The following is a 17,368-nucleotide window of genomic DNA, read 5'->3' as shown; positions in this document are numbered from 1 at the left end:
CTCTGCCCAGTCCTCCACGTTCAGCACCCTCCAAGAGTCCGGAGGGGTCAAGATTCGGAGACTGCCAGGGGGTCAGTTTTCACGAAGCAGCGACACGGCCCCGCGGAGCTGGTGGGACAGGGTGCCGATCATGCCGCCGGTGCGTGTGTGCAGGAACCGGTCCAGGCGGGTGAGGGTGCCGGGCTTGTGCTGGTGCAGCAGGAGGTTCGCCTCCAGCTGGGCGACCAGGGCCTTCCATTCCGCGTTGTAGGGGAAGGGGTGGGTGTCCACCGCCGTGAAGCGGGCGGCGATCTGGTCGCCGCGGGTTCCGGTCAGGAGGTCGCTGTCTTCGATGTCGATGCCGGCGTAGGCGAAGGTCGCCGGGATCCGCTCGGAGAAGTACTTGAGCGTGTCGGACGCGTCGGCTCCGGTGCGGGTCTCCAGCGAGATGTTGTGGATCTCGTCGACCAGGACGAGGCCGGTGCGGGCCTTGGCACAGACGCCGACCACGGCTTCGGTGAGGTCAGTGATGTTGGAGCTTCGCAGGACCGGGAGACCGAGGAACCGGGCGAACTCGGCGGCGATCATGCGGGGTGTCGCGGCAGGCGGGACGGTGATGTAGATGACCGGTATGCGCTCGTCCTGCCCGGGGTGCCGACGACGGTCCTGGAGCTCGTGGGCCAGGCCGAGCTGGGTCAGAGCGATCGTCTTGCCGGTGTTGGCCGGACCGGTGACGATCAGGCCGCGGCGTCCGCTGATGGCACCGCGGTTGAGGACGGTCAGGCGACGTCCGCAGGTGACGGTGCGGCGGACGGTGGAGGTGGCGACCACCTGGAGGCGGGCGTGGTGGTCGAGCCGGTCCTCGTCGTAGTCGTACTTTTCCTCTTTGCTCAGGGCGTCGTACTCGTTCTTCGTCAGCACGGTCATCGTGGTGCTGGTCGTCGACGCGACAAACTGCTGCCAGCCCGGCAGGACGGTCAGGTACTGGCCGAAGTCGTCGTGCGGGCCGCTGTCGGGCATCGTCGTCATGATCTCTTCCAGGGGTCCTCGAGCGGGTCGAAGAGCCCCAGCGGGATCACCTCGGCCATGGTTTCGTCGTCCTCCGCCGGCTCATGCGGGGCGAGTTCGTTCTGCGTGCTCGGCGGTGGCGGTGTTGTCGCCGCCGTCGGCGTGGTGGCCTTGGTGCGGGCCGCGACGCGGCGGTCCTTCTTGGCCATTGCGGCCTTCCTGCTCTTCTTCGCCGTCGGCCGGTCGGGGCCGGCGTGTGCGCGGGTGAGCAGGGCGGCGACGGCCTCGGCGAGTTCTTCCTCGGTGGCCTTGGGCAGTTGGTGGCTGACGTGGTCCCAGGCCAGGTCCCCGAAGGGGACCGGGGCCCGGTTCAGGTACTTCCAGGTCGCCTGGACCCATTCACCGCCGCCGCGGTGGTTGCGTACCCAGACCCGGGAGACGTCGTAGGGGTCGCGGTGGACCTCCCAGAGCCCGCGTTTGGCGGTGATGCCCGAGTCCCGCCGTCGCATCGGCCCGAGTTCGGAGGCGTCGTATGTGCGGTTGTTGATCCGGATGCCGTAGGAGTTGACGGCCCGCCAGGCTGCGGGCAGGAGTTCGATGTAGTCCTGGCCACTGAGCGCGACCGGGACATAGCCGCAGGCCTCGACCAGGGCGGCGTACTTCTGGTTGGGGGTGAACAGGCGCCCCGGATGGTCGGGATCGCGGAGGCCTTCATGCGGGCGGTTCTGCCAGTGGGCGCATATCCACTCGTCCAGCAGGTCCTGGAGTTCGGGCAGTGACCACAGGTTCTCCTCCTCCGGGCGCCGGCCGCGGTGGTCGGTGTTGCGGCCGGTGTAGCCGGGGAGGAACTGGGCGAACATCGTCGCGACGGAGCCCAGCATCTTCTCGATGTGCCCCTTCTCGAAGGGCGAGCCCTTGTGCGTGGGCTGGAAGTCGATCTCCAGGAACCGGCAGGAAGCCCGGAAGTTGTGCGAGACGAACACCTTGCCGTGATCGCAGACGATCATCTCCGGGACGATCACCGGCTTGGCCGCGGCGTGCTCCAGCCGTTCGTCGATGGTCAGCAGGCGGCGGTGCGGCAGCACCGAGCGTGACATCTTCAGTGCGTCGATCCAGCCCGGCCGCATCAGTTCCGGCGTGACAGTGCGGGCCAGCAGCACGCTGGCGTCGACCGACTTCGTGGTGGGCCTGAGCACCGCCGCGGTCAGCGTCCTGGACGCGACGTCGATCATGCCGGTCAGTTCGACCTTGCCGACGACTCCGTTGTCGAGGCGAACCATGACGTCCAGCGGAGTGGAGTCGATCTGCATGACCTCGCCCGGAGCCGACACCGTCAACTCGCCGAACGGGGCAGCGGCCCCGTGGGCTGTCGACCTGCGGGTGACCGCCGACCCGGTCGCGTGCGTGCCCGCCGCCAGCCTGTCCAGCAGACGGTAGAGCGTTCGCCGCGACGGCAGTTCGGCCAGGTCCCCGCCGTTCTCCCGGATGATCTCCCCCGTCCTCCAGATCAGGTAGGACCCGTTGCGTGTCGAGGTCTCGACGCCCTCTTTGATTGCCTGCCGCATCGCCTCGACGACAGCGTCCGGCGTGTCGCCGAACTCCTTGCGCTTGCGGACCGAACGGTGATCCACGAGCCTGGCCAGTCCGACCAGGCCGTCCTCCGTGTAACGGCGTCGCCGCAACCCCACCGCCCCGGACTTGATCTCGTGGCCGAGGGCCGCGAGTTCGGCCGCCTTGGTCTTCTGGCGTGAGGTCACCGACGTGCCCGATCCGTAACCCGGCCGCGGCGGTGTGCCGGGTTCGACACCGGGCGGTAGTCCGTGCAGGACCTCAAGGATGTGCCCTTCCCACCACAGTGCCCGCTTCATCACTTCGGGATCGAAGGTCTCCAGCAGGCCGGACGGAGGCAGCGGCATACGTTCGGGCTGGAACAGAATCTCGAAGTCCGCCGTCTCGAACAGATCGATCAGAGCGACCACTCGGTGCGGTGTCTCGGCGTCCTCCAGCACCGCCGCCTGTGCGGTGACCTCGAGAACCCCCCTGACCTGGCCCTCGAACCGGACCCGCTGACCGACCGCCAAGGCCGGCGGCCGCTTCAGGCTGCCCATGTGTTTCCTTCCGTCCAGACCAGGCTGTCGGTCTCCATCAGCCCTCCCACCAGGTCCGTCTTCAAGGCACCGGACCACAGCAGATGAAATAGCACCGGCAGAACCTGCAACCGGTCTCCGACCAGCCCGGCGCCGTCCCAGAGCCCCATCGGTTCACGGAAGACCTCCAACAGCCGGTCCGCCACTGGCACCGGCCGTCCGCAGCGGGCCCGCCGATACCGGGACAGCCAGCGGACGTTCGCCATGAACACCGGCTCAGGCCTGCCGACCCACTCGAACTCCCAGCCCACGGCTTGGCAGGCATGCCCGGTCGCGTCGAACGCCTCCCGCGTCGCCTCATCCATCTCGTCCGCGGCCCGGACGTCAACGATGCGGGCGCCACCGTCGGAGAGCCGGACGAAGTAGTCGGGAGCGTGCTGGCGCTTGCGGGTGCCGTCGTGCCAGTGCAGCCAGAACGGCTGCGAGGCGATCGCGACCACCTGCGGATCACGGTCCAGCAGGATCAGCCTGTCCCTGTCCAGCCACGACTCGTAACCCACGTGATCCCGAACCGTCGACGAGTAGTACCAGCCGGCGAACCCGTGACTGTCCTTGTGCCAGCTGAACTCCCGCACCGGGTCCACAGCCTCGAACGGCATGTCCCAGCTGGCGCCCAGCGATCGGCGCACGAGCGTGCCGTTGATGGAAAAGGCCAGGTCAAACGCCGCAAGGGCAGCCTCGCCGAACACACCGACAGGTGCCCCCACCACGTCCCCCGCGTACCTGTACACCGAATGATCAACCTGAGGTGGCACAAACTAGCGTTGATCATCCTTCAGTGGCAATCGATCAACGTTCACTGGCACAGGTCAGCCGGAGCGGCAACAGGGCTGGCGTGCCCGGGCCGCGATGGGTGACGTTGGGCCCGTGACCGACAACATCGCAGCGGGTTCGCCCGCGTCTGACACTTCCTTGCCTGGTGACGGATACGTCGGAGACCCCGCGGTGCGGGCGGAGTGGGACGACCGATACGCCGACCGGCAGCAGCTGTGGAGCGGCCGCCCCAACGGCGCGCTCGTGGCCGAGGCCGCCGGGCTCACGCCCGGGCGGGTGCTCGACGTCGGCTGCGGCGAGGGCGCGGACGCCGTCTGGCTCGCGCGCGGCGGCTGGGACGTGACCGCGCTCGACGTCTCGGGCGTGGCGCTGGAGCGGGCGGCCGGGCACGCGCGGGACGCGGGCGTCGCCGTTCGCTGGATACACGCCGCGCTGACGGAAGCGGCGCTCCCGCCGGCCTCCTTCGACCTGGTCTCCGCGCAGTATCCAGCCCTGCTGCGCACCCCCGACGCCGCGGCCGAGCGGGCGCTGCTCGCGGCCGTCGCATCCGGCGGCGTGCTGCTGCTCGTACACCACGCGGGGATGGACACCCAGCAGGCGCACGACAGCGGCTTCGACCCTGCTGACTACGTCTGGCCCTCCATGGTCGCCGCCCTGCTCACCGACGACTGGCAGGTGGAGGTGAACGAGCAGCGCCCACGCGTGGCACCCGACGGCGGCGCCGGCGCGCACCATACCGACGACCTGGTGCTGCGCGCCCGACGGCTGCGCTGAGCCCCTCCGCCCACAGCAGACCCGGAACCTGGAGGCGTGGGCGACGACCCGGCGCCGCAAGGGCCCTGCTCGACGCGGTGTCGCGGACCTTCGCCACGGCCGGCGCCGTGACGCGCCGGCCGCACGCACCGAGGCCGGGCGCTCCGGAGAATCAGTCCGGTCCTTCTGAATTGGCCTTGGTTCCAGGGCCGTCACGGCCGCTAGCGTCGGCGTCATGCGCATTCGAATCGTGGACGCCTTCACCGACCGCCCGTTCACCGGCAACCCCGCCGGAGTCCTGCTCCTGGAGGACGTCTTCCCGGACGACGACTGGCTCCAGAACGTCGCCATGGAGGTGAACCACGCGGAGACGGCGTTCGCGCACCCGCTGCCCGAGGGCGGTGACGCGGACTGGGCGCTGCGCTGGTTCACGCCCGTCACCGAGGTCGCCCTGTGCGGGCACGCCACCCTCGCCACGGCCCATGTCCTGCACACCACCGGCGCCCACAAGGGACCGGTGCGGTTCGCCTCCCGCAGCGGTGTGCTGATCGCGACGCCCGCCGCGGACGGCTCGCTCACCCTGGACTTCCCGACCGCCCCGCTCACCCCGGCCGAGCTGCCGGCCGGGGTCACCGAGGCACTCGGCGCGCAGCCGCTCGCCGCCTTCGACACCGGGCCCGCGATCGGCGACCTGCTGGTGGAACTGGCCGACGAGAAGACCGTCCTCGGGCTCTCCCCGGACCTCAAGGCCCTCGGCACCTGCTCCACGCGCGGCATCATCGCCACGGCCCGCGCCGAGGACCCCTCCCGCGGCTACGACTACGTCTCCCGCTGCTTCTTCCCGAACGTCGGCATCGACGAGGACCCGGTGACCGGCAGCGCCCACACCGCGCTCGCCCCGTACTGGTCGCCGCGGCTCGGCCGTGACGACCTCACCGGACTCCAGGCCTCCCGCCGTACGGGCCTCGTCCGTACCGGTCTGCGCGGCACGCGTACGCTGCTCACCGGCCGCGCGGTGACGGTCATCGAGGGCGAACTGCGCGCCTGAGCGGCCCGCCGGCGGCCCGCGCGGTCAGGCCGTCGGCAGCCAGCCCACCTTGCCCGCGAGGAGGGCGTAGCCGACGAACGCCCCGATGTCGAGCAGGGAATGGGCGACGACCAGCGGGCCGACCCGCCCCCAGCGGCGGTACAGCCAGACGAACACCACGCCCATGACCATGTTGCCGAGGAAGCCGCCGATGCCCTGGTAAAGGTGGTACGAGCCGCGCAGAACCGCGCCGGCCAGCAGTGCGGCGCCCGGGGTCCAGCCCAGCCCGCCCAGCCGGCGCAGCAGGTAGCCGACGACGATGACCTCTTCGAGGACGGCGTTCTGCACCGCCGACAGGACCAGCACCGGATACTTCCACCAGACGTCCGGCAGCGCCTCGGGGACGACGGTGAGGTTGAAGCCGAGACCGCGGGCGGCCAGGTAGAAGGCGATGCCCGCGCTCCCGATGACGGCCGCGACCCCGGCGCCCCGGGCCAGGTCGGGCCCGGGACGGGTGCGGTCGAAGCCGAGGACGCGCAGGCTCGTGCCCTCGCGCAGCAGCAGATGGGCGACGAGGGCCACAGGGACCAGCGCGGTGGCGATGCCGAAGAGTTGCCAGGCCAGGTCCAGCCAGGGCCGGCCCGGGGCGGCCGAGGCGTTGAGGGTGGCCGCCTGGTCCTTGAGGCCGCCGGGCTTGGTGACCGAGCCGATGAAGCTGATCAGCGCGGACACCCCGCTCGCCCCGAGGGAGAGCGCCAGCACGAGCAGCGTCTCGTCCCGCAGCGTCCGCCGCGGGTCGCGCGCCCGCGCCGAGGACTCCGCCACCGCGTCAGACTCCACCTGCACTCCCGCCTCCAGCCGGCTCATGGACCCCTGGCCCACCTTCGCCCGGCAAGGATCGCAGAAGCCCGCCCCGGTCCCCCACCCCGACCCCGCACACCCGCCCACGCCGCCGCGGACGGTCGGCTCCGCACGGCGGCGGCCCGCTCCCGGCCCACGGCTTCTTCCGCGCGGCGATGTCGTTCCCGCGTGCGGTCCGGCGGCCGCGGACCGGCCCGCCCTACGGCGTCACGGTGCCACGGCGCCCCGCCCCTGCCCCAGCGCCACCGGCTCCGGCAGGCCCACCGGCCAGGTGTGGACCGGTTCCCCGCCGTGCATCAGCTCGGCGTACCGGCGGGTCGTCGCCGCCAGGGCCGCCTCGCGGGACAGGCCCTGTTCCAGTGCCCGGTGGAAGGTGGCCGCCTGCCAGGAGGCGCCGTTGACCCGGCGCCGGCAGCGCTCCTCGATGACGCCCAGGTAGAGGTCCCGGTCGGCGGCCTCCACGCCCCACGCGTCGAGCCCGGCCGCGGCGAGCGGCAGCAGCTCGTCGCGGACCAGCGTCACCGCGTCGACCTCGGCCGTGCCGCCGTACCGCCCCCGGCGGGGCCAGACGAAGCGCGCGTCGATGCCGTGCCGGCACGCCGCGTCGAAGTTCGCCTCGGCCGCGGCGAACGGCAGCCGCGTCCACACCGGCCGGGGCTCCTCCGCGAGCGCGCGGACGAGCCCGTAATAGAAGGCCGCGTTGGCGATGATGTCGGTGATGGTCGGTCCGGCGGGCAGCACCCTGTTCTCCACGCGCAGGTGCGGAAGGCCGTCCGCGATGCCGTACACCGGCCGGTTCCAGCGGTAGATCGTGCCGTTGTGCAGCACCAGTTCGCCGAGCCGGGGGACCCCGCCGGCCTCGATGACCTCCAGCGGTTCCTCGTCGTCGCAGATCGGCAGCAGGGCCGGGAAGTAGCGCAGGTTCTCCTCGAACAGGTCGTACGCGGAGGTGATCCAGCGCTCGCCGAACCAGGTCCGCGGCCGTACCCCCTGTGCCTGCAGCTCGGGCGGCCGGGTGTCGGTGGACTGGAGGAACAGCGGGGGCCGGGACTCGCGCCACAGCTCGTGCCCGAAGAGGAACGGCGAGTTGGCGCCCACGGCGATCTGCGCGGCGCTCGCCGCCTGGGCCGCGTTCCACACGGCCGGGAACCGGGCCGGGGTGACCTGGAGGTGCAGCTGCACCGAGGTGCACGCGGCCTCGGGCACGATCGACTTGGACGTGCAGACGAGGTGCTCCACGCCGTCGATGTCGAGCCGGAAGTCCTCGCCGCGCGCGGCGACGATCTGGTCGTTGAGGAGGGTGTAGCGGTCGACCTCGGAGAGGTTGGAGGAGACCAGGTCGTCCCGGTCGAGGGTGGGCAGGATGCCGATCATCACGATGCCCGCGTCCACCTCGCCGGCCTTGCGGTCGGCGTAGGCGAGCGAGGTGCGCAGCTCCTCGGCGAGCCGGTCGAATACCCGCCCGCCCAACGGGTGTGGCGCTATGTTCACTTCCAGGTTGAACATGGCGAGTTCTGTTTGGAAATCGCGGCTCGCGATGCGCTCCAACACCTGCCCGTTCAACATTTTCGGCATACCGTCGGGCCCGGCGAGATTCAGTTCTATCTCGACGCCCATGAGATTCTTGGGCCGGTCGAATCGCTTCTCCCGCAACAACCGCTCCAGCCCCGTCAGACACTTCTGGAGCTTTTCGCGATAGCGCTGGCGATCGGACAGGTCGAACTGCCCCGCCACGATCTTCTCCCCCATCGAAGTGTCCCTCCTCGGATGGGCGGGCCGCCGCTCCGGCCGCTGGGCTCCCCGGGTCAGGGTGGATGATGCCCAGCCGAAGCGATCGATAACGTCACGCATCGGCCCGCCGCCCGTTACTCTGTCGGAATGTTCCCGGCGGCACATTCACGAGGCATGCCGCGGGTTGCTCCCTCGGGTGCCCCGAACACCTCGTGAAAAACGCCGACGACATTCGGCCGACCGCTACCGGTGCGTACTGCGAGGTCAGCGGGGAGCCATCGGACCGGAAATCGGGATGACTTCCGCAAATCGACGGCCCAATTCAGCCTTGTGCGGGGAACCGGAATCGGATAGCCGAAACGCCGGCCGAACAAACGTCGTATAAACTTCGTGCGCAAGGCAGAGGTGGCACCCTCCGTCCAGGTATCCGAGGTGTTCCTGCCGTCCCGGTTGACGGGGGGCGGGGCGAGTCGCACCCTCGTTCACACCCGATCCGGGCCCCCACCTCTCCGGCCTTCCGTGAGCAGACAGCGCTGTCCGCCCCACCCCCTCCTCGCGCCGCCGCGCCTGTCGAATGAGAGGCGACCCACATGCCGCTGCACCTTCCTCCTGCCCCCGCGCCCGCCCTGCGCTCCGTCCTCACCGCCCTCGGTTCTCCCACCGCGGTCCGTGAGGCGCGCACTCCGTCCCTGCGCGCCGCGCAGGGGCCGACCACCGCCGAGCTCCCGTTGCCGGTCCATGTGTGGGACCGCATCTCCGAACAAGGCCTGTCCGCGACCCGGCTGGCCGGCTGGCGCTTCCTGATCCGGTGCGGTGACCGCGCGGTGGCCGCGGCCGACACCATGCTCACCCCCGACGGCTGGGCCTTCTCGCACTTCTTCGAAGGTCCGTACGTCCCCTCCACCGAGCGCGCCCTGAAGCAGGCCGAGGATCTGCAACTCCCGTACCAGGCAAGACTGTTGTCCGTACCCGGGCTGTACATGCTCACCCTGTGGCTGCACGGCGACTGCTCCGGCGACGGCACCGAGGGCCATCCGGCCGCCGCCGACCTGCTCGTCCCGCTGGCCCCGGCCCCGCCCGGCATTCCGGCACACCGCCCCTTCCGTGTCGCCGAGCTGCTTCCGGTACTGACGCGGCGGGCGACTCCTCTCCCGCTGCTCGGCCCGACGGCGCTCGGCTCACCCGCCGCCTGACCGACACCCGCCTACCCCGCTTCCCGCCCGGGAAGCGGGGTAGGACCTTTCCGGATCCCGGGTACGGCCGTCGCGGGCGCCCTCACCGACGGGACTAGTCCCTTCCGGCCAGCGTGAACCACCCGAAGTGACCGGGGGGTTCGGCTGAACCGCCCGCGTGGGTGACGCGTCTTGAACCTGTGAGAAGCGGTGGTGGGAAAACCCTGCGGAATGACGCGCAGGAGAGAACACTGGACGCACGACCGACTCTTTCATCACGGGGGACGGACATGATCACGACAGAGCGAAAGATCCCGCCCATGTGCCAGCACCAGCCGCCGTGCCCGCCAGCCGAATCCGCCGACCGGGAGTCCGCCCGCCTTGTGGCGCACCACCCGGAGCAAGGGTGGAGCCTGCTGTGCAACGGCGTCCTGCTCTTCGAGGACACCGGTGAGCTGCTGCCCGACGGCCGCATCATCGCCCCGCACCGCCCGCTCGGTGCCGAGCGGGTGATGACCGCCGCCTGAGCAGGGGACGGCAAACCCGGGGGCCGGCCGCACACACCCGTGCGCACCGGCCCCGACACATGCCGGGGTCCCGGTGGGCTACCTTCCGGCGCTCTCCCCCGGCCCCGGCCCCGCTCCGGTCGGAGTACGTACGGCGAGAACGGCCGCCCGGGCGATACGGACCCGTCAAGAACGGCCGCCCGGGCGTCAGGGCACCGTCAACGGGGGACGCTCCGCGCCGTCGGCGGGTCTACCGTTTTTCCCATGGAGCACCGCGACGACACCCGCCCCCAGGTGACCGGCTCGTACCCGTCCGGCACCGCGGCCGTGGCCCGCGACCGCGACTGGGCCGGTGAGGTACGCGGCGCGATCCGCTACGCCACCGCGCTGCTCGGTCTGCTGCTGGGTCTGGACGGGGCGGCCGGCTCACTGACCTGGTGGCGCGCTGCCCTGTGGCTGCTGACGGCCCTGCTGCTGCTCGTGGTCCTGTACCCGGCGCGCGTGTCGGCCGGCCAGGGCTGGCTGGCTTCCCGCCGCCTGGGGCGCACCCGCCGGGTCCGTACCGATCTGCTGATCGCGGTACGCCCGCTGGACGGCGTCAGCCGGCGGCTCGTGCTGCGCGACGCCCTCGGCCACCGGGTCGAGATCGACCCCGAGGTGCTGGTCCGCAACCCGGACCTGTGGTACCGGCTCGACGAGGACGCCCGCCGCGCCGAGACGGCCGGCATCCTGCGGACCGGTACGACCGCCCTCCACACCCTCGCCCGCCGCGTGAACCGCGAGACCGCCCTCAACGTGTTCCGCGCCTCCGGCCTGGAGTAACGGCCCCCGCCCGAACACCTCACCCCACGCCGTACCCCCGGCGACCCCCCGGACGACACGCCCCCACGCCCGACGAGCCCCGACCGCCGCCGGCCCGAACGCCTCACCCGAACGCCGTATCCCCGACAAGCACCCGGACAGGCCCGGACAGCGCACCCGTCGGCACCCGCCGGCCCCGCTCCCCCGACAAGCCCCGGCCGTCGTCGGCCCGGACGTCCGGCCTGGCCTGGCCCGGGGGGCGACGACTGCCGCTTCCCCGGCCGGCTCCGCGGCGGTTCCGCGGCGGTTCCGGCCGGTCGGGGCGCGGCCGGGGCTCGGGTGCCATGACACTCGGTGGCCGTCGCCGGTCGTCACCCGCGGGCACCGCCGCCCGGTCACCCGCCCGGTGCGGCGCGGCACCCCGGCTCCGGCCTCCCCTTCTTCGTGCGGCCCCCGCGCTCCCGGGCCATTCTTAACGCAAGCTTGACGCCGTCGGCCCGCCGATCCACAGGCCCGAACATCACGCTCTGCTTACGCTGGTGCCGCCGTCCGGGTGATGGCCGGAAAGAGCCGCCGCATGTCAGGAGCACACCGATGGCCACGACCGAACGCCCTCCCAGTACCGGCCGCCTGCGCGCCTGGATGCTGGAGGGCCTGTCCGACCTGGCCAGGCAGCATCCGGGACCGCACGCCGAACCGGAGCCGGCGCACCAGGGGCAGCGCTGGTGGCGGGTGATGTGTCTGACCGGTGTCGACTACTTCTCCACCCTCGGGTACCAGCCCGGCATCGCGGCCCTGGCGGCCGGCCTGCTGTCGCCGGTGGCGACCATCGTGCTGGTCGTCGTCACCCTGGCCGGCGCCCTGCCCGTCTACCGCCGCGTGGCCGAGGAGAGCCCGCGCGGGGAGGGGTCCATCGCGATGCTGGAGCGGCTGCTCTCCTTCTGGCAGGGCAAGCTGTTCGTGCTCACCCTGCTGGGCTTCGCGGCGACCGACTTCCTCATCACCATCACACTGTCGGCCGCCGACGCCTCCACCCACCTGGTGGAGAACCCGCATCTGACGCACGCCCTGCAGGGCAAGCAGATGCTGATCACCCTGTGCCTGGTGGCACTGCTCGGCGCGGTGTTCCTCAAGGGGTTCCTGGAGGCGATCGGCGTCGCGGTCGCCCTGGTCGGCACCTACCTCCTGCTGAACGTCGTCGTCGTGATCACCGGCCTGTGGCATGTCGTCACCGCCGGGCACGTGATCACCGACTGGAGCGGCGCCCTGACCACGGAGCACGGCAACGTCTTCGTGATGATCGGGGTGGCGCTGATCGTCTTCCCGAAACTCGCCCTCGGCCTGTCCGGCTTCGAGACCGGCGTCGCCGTCATGCCGCACGTCCAGGGCGACCCGGGCGACACCGACGAGCACCCGGCCGGCCGGATCAGGGACACCAAGAAGCTGCTGACCACCGCCGCGCTGGTGATGAGCTGCTTCCTGATCACCACCAGCTTCATCACGACGCTGCTCATCCCGGAGCGGGAGTTCCAGCCGGGCGGCGCCGCCAACGGCCGCGCGCTCGCCTACCTCGCGCACGAGTACCTCGGCAGCGCCTTCGGCACGGTGTACGACGTCTCGACCATCGCCATCCTGTGGTTCGCGGGCGCCTCCGCCATGGCCGGACTGCTCAACCTGATGCCGCGCTATCTGCCCCGCTACGGCATGGCCCCGCACTGGGCCCGGGCGGTACGCCCGATGGTCATCGTCTTCATCCTGGTCGCCTTCCTGGTGACCTGGATCTTCGACGCCAACGTCGACAAACAGGGCGGCGCCTACGCCACCGGTGTGCTGGTGCTGATCAGCTCGGCCGCGATCGCGGTGACCATCGCCGCCCGCAAGGCGGGCCAGCGCGGCTGGACCCTCGCGTTCGGGGCGATCGCGGCGGTGTTCCTCTACACGACCGTGGTGAACGTCATCGAGCGTCCGGACGGTGTGAAGATCGGTGCCTGCTTCATCGTCGGGATCATGCTGATCTCGCTGCTGTCCCGGCTGGCCCGCGCCTTCGAGCTGCGCGTGACCCATGTGACGCTCGACCCGTTGGCGGAACGGTTCGTCCGGGACATGGCCCACCGGCGCATCCGTTTCATCGCCAACGAGCCGGGGCGACGGGACCAGGCCGAGTACCGGGACAAGGTCGAGCAGATCAAGGCCGACAACGACATGCCGGAGCAGGAGGACTTCGTCTTCGTCGAGGTCACGGTCACCGACCCGTCCGAGTTCGAGGCGGGGCTGACCGTGCGCGGTGAGGTGCTGCACGGCCGCTACCGGGTGCTGACGCTGGAGTCCGCCTCCATCCCGAACGCCCTCGCCGCGCTGCTGCTGCACGTCCGGGACCTCACGGGCGGCACCCCGCACATCTACTTCGAGTGGACCGAGGGCAATCCGTTCGCCAACTTCCTCCGCTTCTTCCTCTTCGGCCAGGGCGAGGTCGCCCCGGTCACCCGGGAGGTGCTGCGCGAGGCGGAACCGGACCGGGAACGCCGGCCCCGGGTCCACACCGGCTGAACCGGAACCGCCGCCCCCGTACATCCCCGTACCCCTTACATCCCCGTACCCCGTACATACAGCCAGGGCTCTCATGCGGCCCGCGGCCGTGGAGGCCGACGCGATCTCCAGGCGGCACGGCACGGGCCACCCCCCGGCCGCGCTCCCCGGTACGTGGCCCTATCGTGACCGGCATGCAGTCCTACACGATCGGCCAGGCCGCGCGGCTGCTCGGCGTCAGCCCCGACACCGCCCGCCGCTGGGCCGACGCCGGCCGGGTGGCCACCCACCGCGACGAGTCCGGGCGCCGCCTCATCGACGGCAGGGACCTCGCCGCGTTCTCCGTCGAACTCGCCCAGGGCGACGGGGGCGAGGAGGAGGCCTCCTACACCTCCGCCCGCAACGCCTTCCCCGGCATCGTCACCGCGATCAAGCTCGGCGATGTCGCCGCCCAGGTGGAGATCCAGGCGGGCCCGCACCGGCTCGTCTCGCTGCTGACCCGGGAAGCCGTGGAGGAACTGGGACTGGAGGTCGGCATGGAGGCCACCGCGCGCGTGAAGTCCACGAACGTACACATCGACCGCGTCTGACCCGGTGCGCCGCGGCGGCGGCCCGCCCCGCCGCCGGCACCGATCCGTACGAACGCACATGCGAGCTATTCTCCTCGAATTCCCGGCTCATGCGATCCGACAGCAGACTTCTGCCTCGCAGATGCGGCAGTATCATCGCCGCACGGCCGGTCAACGGGCGTGCCAGGGCGCGACCGTTGTCCCAGAACCGAGGAGTAGATCCGTGACGACCCGTTCCGTGCGCCGGACCCGGCAGCTGCTGCGACTGGCCGGTGCCGGAGCCGCCGCCGTACTGACCCTCGGCGCCTGTTCCTCCTCGTCGGACACGTCGGACGCGCCGGGCACCGGGGAGTCCGGCTCCCCGCACCTGTCCGGCACGCTCACCGTCTTCGCCGCCGCCTCTCTGAAGGAGAGCTTCACGGCCCTGGGCAAGGAGTTCGAGCACCGGCACCCCGGCACGAAGGTCAGCTTCAACTTCGGCGGCAGCGACACCCTCGCCGCGAGCATCACCGGCGGCGCCCCGGCCGACGTCTTCGCCGCCGCCAGCCCCAAGACGATGAAGACCGTGACCGACCGGAAAGACGCGTCCGGCACCCCGGTCACCTTCGTACGCAACCAGCTGGAGATCGCCACCCGGCCGGGCAACCCCGACAAGGTGTCCTCGCTGAAGGACCTCACCAAGTCCGGGCTGAAGGTCGTCCTGTGCGACAAGTCCGTGCCCTGCGGCGCCGCCGCGCACAAGGCCCTGGACGCCGCCGGGGTCGAGCTCACCCCGGTCTCCTACGAGCAGGACGTCAAGAGCGCCCTGAACAAGGTGGAACTGGACGAGGCGGACGCCGCGCTCGTCTACCGGACCGATGTGAGGGCCGCGAAGGGCAAGGTGGACGGTGTGGAGTTCCCCGAGTCCGCCGGCGCCGTCAACGACTATCCGATCGCCGCGCTGAAGAACGGGCGGAACGCCGGGGCCGCCCGGGCGTTCATCGCCCTCGTGCGGTCCGCCGAGGGCCAGAAGGTGCTGGGCGAGGCCGGGTTCCTCAAGCCATGACCCCGCTCGACGAGCCTGGCGCCGCGGCCGGCCCCCGTCCGGGCCGGCCGCGGCGCCGGCGTGCCGGCGCGGGGGGCCGGCGCGGGGTGCCGTTGCCGCTGCTGCTGCCGGGCCTGCTGGCGCTGGCGTTCCTGCTGCTGCCGCTGCTCGCACTGCTCGTCCGCGCGCCCTGGCGGACCCTGCCGGAGCAGCTGGGCAGCGCCGAGGTGTGGCAGGCGCTCCAGCTGTCGCTGGTCAGCGCCACCGCGGCGACCGCCGTGAGCCTGGTCCTCGGCGTGCCGCTGGCCTGGCTGCTGGCCCGTACCGACTTCCCCGGCCGTGGCCTGGTCCGCGCCCTGGTCACCCTGCCGCTGGTGCTGCCACCGGTCGTCGGCGGTGTGGCACTGCTGCTGGCCCTGGGCCGCAACGGTGTCGTCGGGCAGTGGCTGGACGCGTGGTTCGGGCTCACCCTGCCGTTCACCACCACCGGGGTCGTGATCGCGGAGGCGTTCGTGGCGATGCCGTTCCTGGTGATCAGTGTCGAGGGCACGCTGCGCGCCGCCGACCCGCGCTACGAGGAGGCGGCCACCACGCTGGGCGCGTCCCGCTTCACCGCGTTCCGCCGGGTCACGCTGCCGCTGATCGCACCCGGCATCGCGGCCGGCGCGGTGCTGGCCTGGGCGCGGGCGCTCGGCGAGTTCGGTGCGACGATCACCTTCGCGGGCAACTTCCCCGGCCGCACCCAGACCATGCCCCTCTCGGTCTACCTCGCCCTCCAGAACGACCCGGAGGCCGCCATCGCCCTCAGCCTGGTCCTGCTCACCGTCTCCATCGCGGTCCTGGCCGCCCTCAGAGACCGCTGGATGACCACCCCATGACCCACACCGGCCCCCGCCCCGGCAAGCACCCCGCGGACAGCCCGCCCCCCGCACCCGCCCGTGAGGCCATCACCCCGTCCCCGCACCGGACCGCCGGCCTCGACGCCCGCCTCGTGGTCGACCGCCCCGCGTTCCGCCTGGACATCACCCTGACGGCGGCCCCCGGCGAGGTCGTGGCCCTCCTCGGCCCCAACGGCGCCGGCAAGACCACCGCCCTGCGCGCCCTCGCCGGCCTCACCGCCCTCACGGACGGCCATCTGCGCCTGGACGGCACCCCCCTGGAGCACACGCCTCCCGAGTCCCGCCCGGTCGGTGTCGTCTTCCAGGACTACCTGCTCTTCCCCCACCTGTCCGCCCTGGACAACGTCGCCTTCGGCCCCCGCTGCCGGGGCGCCCGCAAGGCCGAGGCCCGCGCCGAGGCGGCGGCCTGGCTGGACCGCATGGGCCTCGCCGGCCACGCGGCCGCCAGGCCGCGCCGGCTGTCCGGGGGCCAGGCCCAGCGCGTGGCCCTCGCCCGCGCCCTCGCCACCCGCCCCCGGCTGCTGCTCCTGGACGAGCCGCTGGCGGCCCTGGACGCCCGTACCCGCCTGGAGGTCCGTGCCGCGCTCCGCCGCCATCTGGCCGAGTTCGAGGCCGTATCGGTCCTGGTCACGCACGATCCGCTGGACGCCATGGTGCTCGCGGACCGCCTGGTGGTCGTGGAGCACGGCCGGGTCGTGCAGGAGGGCACCCCCGCCGACATCGCCCGGCACCCGCGCACCGACTACATCGCCCGGCTGGTCGGCCTGAACCTCTACCGGGGACGGGCCGCGGGACACACCGTACGGCTCGACGCGGGACCCGCGATCACGACCACGGAGGAGCTGTCCGGGCCGGCCTTCGTGGCGTTCCCGCCGTCCTCCGTGACCCTGTTCCGGGACCGGCCGTCCGGCACCAGCGCCCGCAACCTGTGGCGCTGCGAGGTGGCCGGCCTGGAGACGCACGGCGACCAGATCCGCGCCGACCTCACCGGCGAACTGCCGCTCGCGGCGGACCTGACGACGGTGGCCGCCGCCGAGCTGGACCTGCGTCCCGGTGCACCGGTCTGGGCTATGGTGAAAGCAGCCCAGACCCACGCGTATCCGGCCTGACCGGACCCACGCTCTCCTGGTGGGTGGCCATGACCCTGAGCATCCGCAACCAGCTGCCCGGCACCGTCACCGAAGTCCACGCGGGCGAGGCGCGGGCCACCGTCGCGGTCCGGCTGGACGGCGGCCCGCGCCTGCTGGCCGTCATCACGCCGGAGGCCGCCGAGCAGCTCCGCCTCGGCCCCGGCAGCCCCGTGCACGCCCTGGCGAAGGCCACGGAGGTGTCCCTCGCCACCCGTGACGCCGAGGGGCTGTCCCTCCGCAACCGGTTCGCCGGCACCGTCACCGAGATCCGTCCGGGCGCGGTCATGACATTGGCGTAGAGCGCCACGGCCGCCGGCGAGATCACCTCCGTGATCACCGGGGAAGCGGCCACCGGCCTCGTTCTGTTCGTGGGCTCCGACGTCATCGCCCTGATCAAGGCGACGGAGGTCTCACTGGCGGCCCCGTAGCGGCGCGAAAGGCCCTGCCCGGGCTTCTCCGGG

At 71.8% G+C, this 17,368-nt stretch carries 15 protein-coding genes and 1 pseudogene; 11 read left to right on the top strand and 5 right to left on the bottom strand.

Features of this window, described 5'->3' with window-relative positions; genetic code table 11:
• Window positions 1–72: 72 nt before the first annotated feature.
• The 3 genes from AB0E62_RS38030 to AB0E62_RS38020 are packed head-to-tail and all read right to left on the bottom strand — an operon-like array spanning window position 73 to window position 3,865.
• The gene (locus AB0E62_RS38030; RefSeq protein ID WP_362205032.1) at window positions 73–1,008 is read right to left on the bottom strand and encodes an ATP-binding protein; all 936 of its coding nucleotides are present in this window, start codon (window positions 1,006–1,008) and stop codon (window positions 73–75) included.
• Window positions 1,005–3,095 (bottom strand): Mu transposase C-terminal domain-containing protein, encoded by a 2,091-nt coding sequence (locus AB0E62_RS38025; RefSeq protein ID WP_362205029.1) that lies wholly within the window; start codon window positions 3,093–3,095, stop codon window positions 1,005–1,007. The genes AB0E62_RS38030 and AB0E62_RS38025 overlap by 4 nt, the downstream gene beginning before the upstream one ends.
• A complete protein-coding gene (locus AB0E62_RS38020; protein WP_362205027.1) occupies window positions 3,083–3,865 on the bottom strand; it encodes a TnsA-like heteromeric transposase endonuclease subunit in 783 nt (260 codons plus the stop codon). The genes AB0E62_RS38025 and AB0E62_RS38020 overlap by 13 nt, the downstream gene beginning before the upstream one ends.
• A gap of 136 nt (window positions 3,866–4,001) precedes the next feature.
• Between AB0E62_RS38020 and AB0E62_RS38015 the strand changes: the two genes are divergently transcribed.
• Entirely contained in the window at window positions 4,002–4,682 is a 681-nt protein-coding gene (locus AB0E62_RS38015; protein ID WP_362205025.1) for a class I SAM-dependent methyltransferase, read from the top strand.
• A gap of 214 nt (window positions 4,683–4,896) precedes the next feature.
• Complete coding sequence (locus AB0E62_RS38010) at window positions 4,897–5,709, top strand: PhzF family phenazine biosynthesis protein (RefSeq protein ID WP_362205022.1); 813 nt, start codon at window positions 4,897–4,899, stop codon at window positions 5,707–5,709.
• A 24-nt stretch (window positions 5,710–5,733) separates the two neighbouring features.
• Here the strand turns inward: AB0E62_RS38010 and AB0E62_RS38005 are convergent, their stop codons facing one another.
• Together AB0E62_RS38005 and AB0E62_RS38000 are read right to left on the bottom strand one after the other, a co-directional pair.
• Window positions 5,734–6,534 (bottom strand): type II CAAX endopeptidase family protein, encoded by an 801-nt coding sequence (locus AB0E62_RS38005; RefSeq protein ID WP_362205038.1) that lies wholly within the window; start codon window positions 6,532–6,534, stop codon window positions 5,734–5,736.
• Between the two features lie 222 nt (window positions 6,535–6,756).
• On the bottom strand, window positions 6,757–8,298 hold the full coding sequence (locus AB0E62_RS38000) for a glutamate--cysteine ligase (RefSeq protein WP_362205019.1): 1,542 nt from the start codon (window positions 8,296–8,298) through the stop codon (window positions 6,757–6,759).
• A 572-nt stretch (window positions 8,299–8,870) separates the two neighbouring features.
• On the opposite strand from AB0E62_RS38000, the gene AB0E62_RS37995 reads away from it, so the two are divergent.
• The 9 genes and pseudogenes from AB0E62_RS37995 to AB0E62_RS37955 all read left to right on the top strand — a co-directional run bounded on the left by AB0E62_RS37995 (window position 8,871) and on the right by AB0E62_RS37955 (window position 17,335).
• On the top strand, window positions 8,871–9,473 hold the full coding sequence (locus tag AB0E62_RS37995) for a hypothetical protein (RefSeq protein WP_362205016.1): 603 nt from the start codon (window positions 8,871–8,873) through the stop codon (window positions 9,471–9,473).
• Window positions 9,474–9,772: 299 nt separating this feature from the next.
• On the top strand, window positions 9,773–9,979 hold the full coding sequence (locus AB0E62_RS37990) for a DUF5999 family protein (RefSeq protein WP_073895228.1): 207 nt from the start codon (window positions 9,773–9,775) through the stop codon (window positions 9,977–9,979).
• 243 nt (window positions 9,980–10,222) lie between these two features.
• Window positions 10,223–10,780, top strand: coding sequence for a hypothetical protein (locus AB0E62_RS37985; protein ID WP_362205013.1), 558 nt, complete (start codon window positions 10,223–10,225; stop codon window positions 10,778–10,780).
• Between the two features lie 573 nt (window positions 10,781–11,353).
• Window positions 11,354–13,306, top strand: coding sequence for an amino acid transporter (locus AB0E62_RS37980; RefSeq protein WP_362205010.1), 1,953 nt, complete (start codon window positions 11,354–11,356; stop codon window positions 13,304–13,306).
• Window positions 13,307–13,479: 173 nt separating this feature from the next.
• Window positions 13,480–13,875: a helix-turn-helix transcriptional regulator gene (locus AB0E62_RS37975; RefSeq protein ID WP_362205007.1), complete on the top strand. Its 396-nt coding sequence runs from the start codon at window positions 13,480–13,482 to the stop codon at window positions 13,873–13,875.
• 202 nt (window positions 13,876–14,077) lie between these two features.
• The gene (gene modA, locus AB0E62_RS37970; protein WP_362205004.1) at window positions 14,078–14,899 is read left to right on the top strand and encodes a molybdate ABC transporter substrate-binding protein; all 822 of its coding nucleotides are present in this window, start codon (window positions 14,078–14,080) and stop codon (window positions 14,897–14,899) included.
• Window positions 14,896–15,756, top strand: coding sequence for a molybdate ABC transporter permease subunit (gene modB / locus AB0E62_RS37965; RefSeq protein ID WP_362205001.1), 861 nt, complete (start codon window positions 14,896–14,898; stop codon window positions 15,754–15,756). Before modA ends, modB begins: the two co-directional genes overlap by 4 nt.
• Complete coding sequence (locus AB0E62_RS37960; RefSeq protein ID WP_362204998.1) at window positions 15,753–16,886, top strand: ABC transporter ATP-binding protein; 1,134 nt, start codon at window positions 15,753–15,755, stop codon at window positions 16,884–16,886. The genes modB and AB0E62_RS37960 overlap by 4 nt, the downstream gene beginning before the upstream one ends.
• Before the next feature lie 29 nt (window positions 16,887–16,915).
• A pseudogene (locus tag AB0E62_RS37955) lies at window positions 16,916–17,335 on the top strand (TOBE domain-containing protein).
• The last annotated feature ends 33 nt before the right edge of the window (window positions 17,336–17,368 follow it).

The sequence above is a fragment of the Streptomyces sp. NPDC038707 genome (assembly GCF_040636485.1).
Taxonomy (GTDB): domain Bacteria; phylum Actinomycetota; class Actinomycetes; order Streptomycetales; family Streptomycetaceae; genus Streptomyces.
Note: the sequence above shows the minus strand (reverse complement) of the source record. Positions and strands in the feature narration are given on the sequence as shown.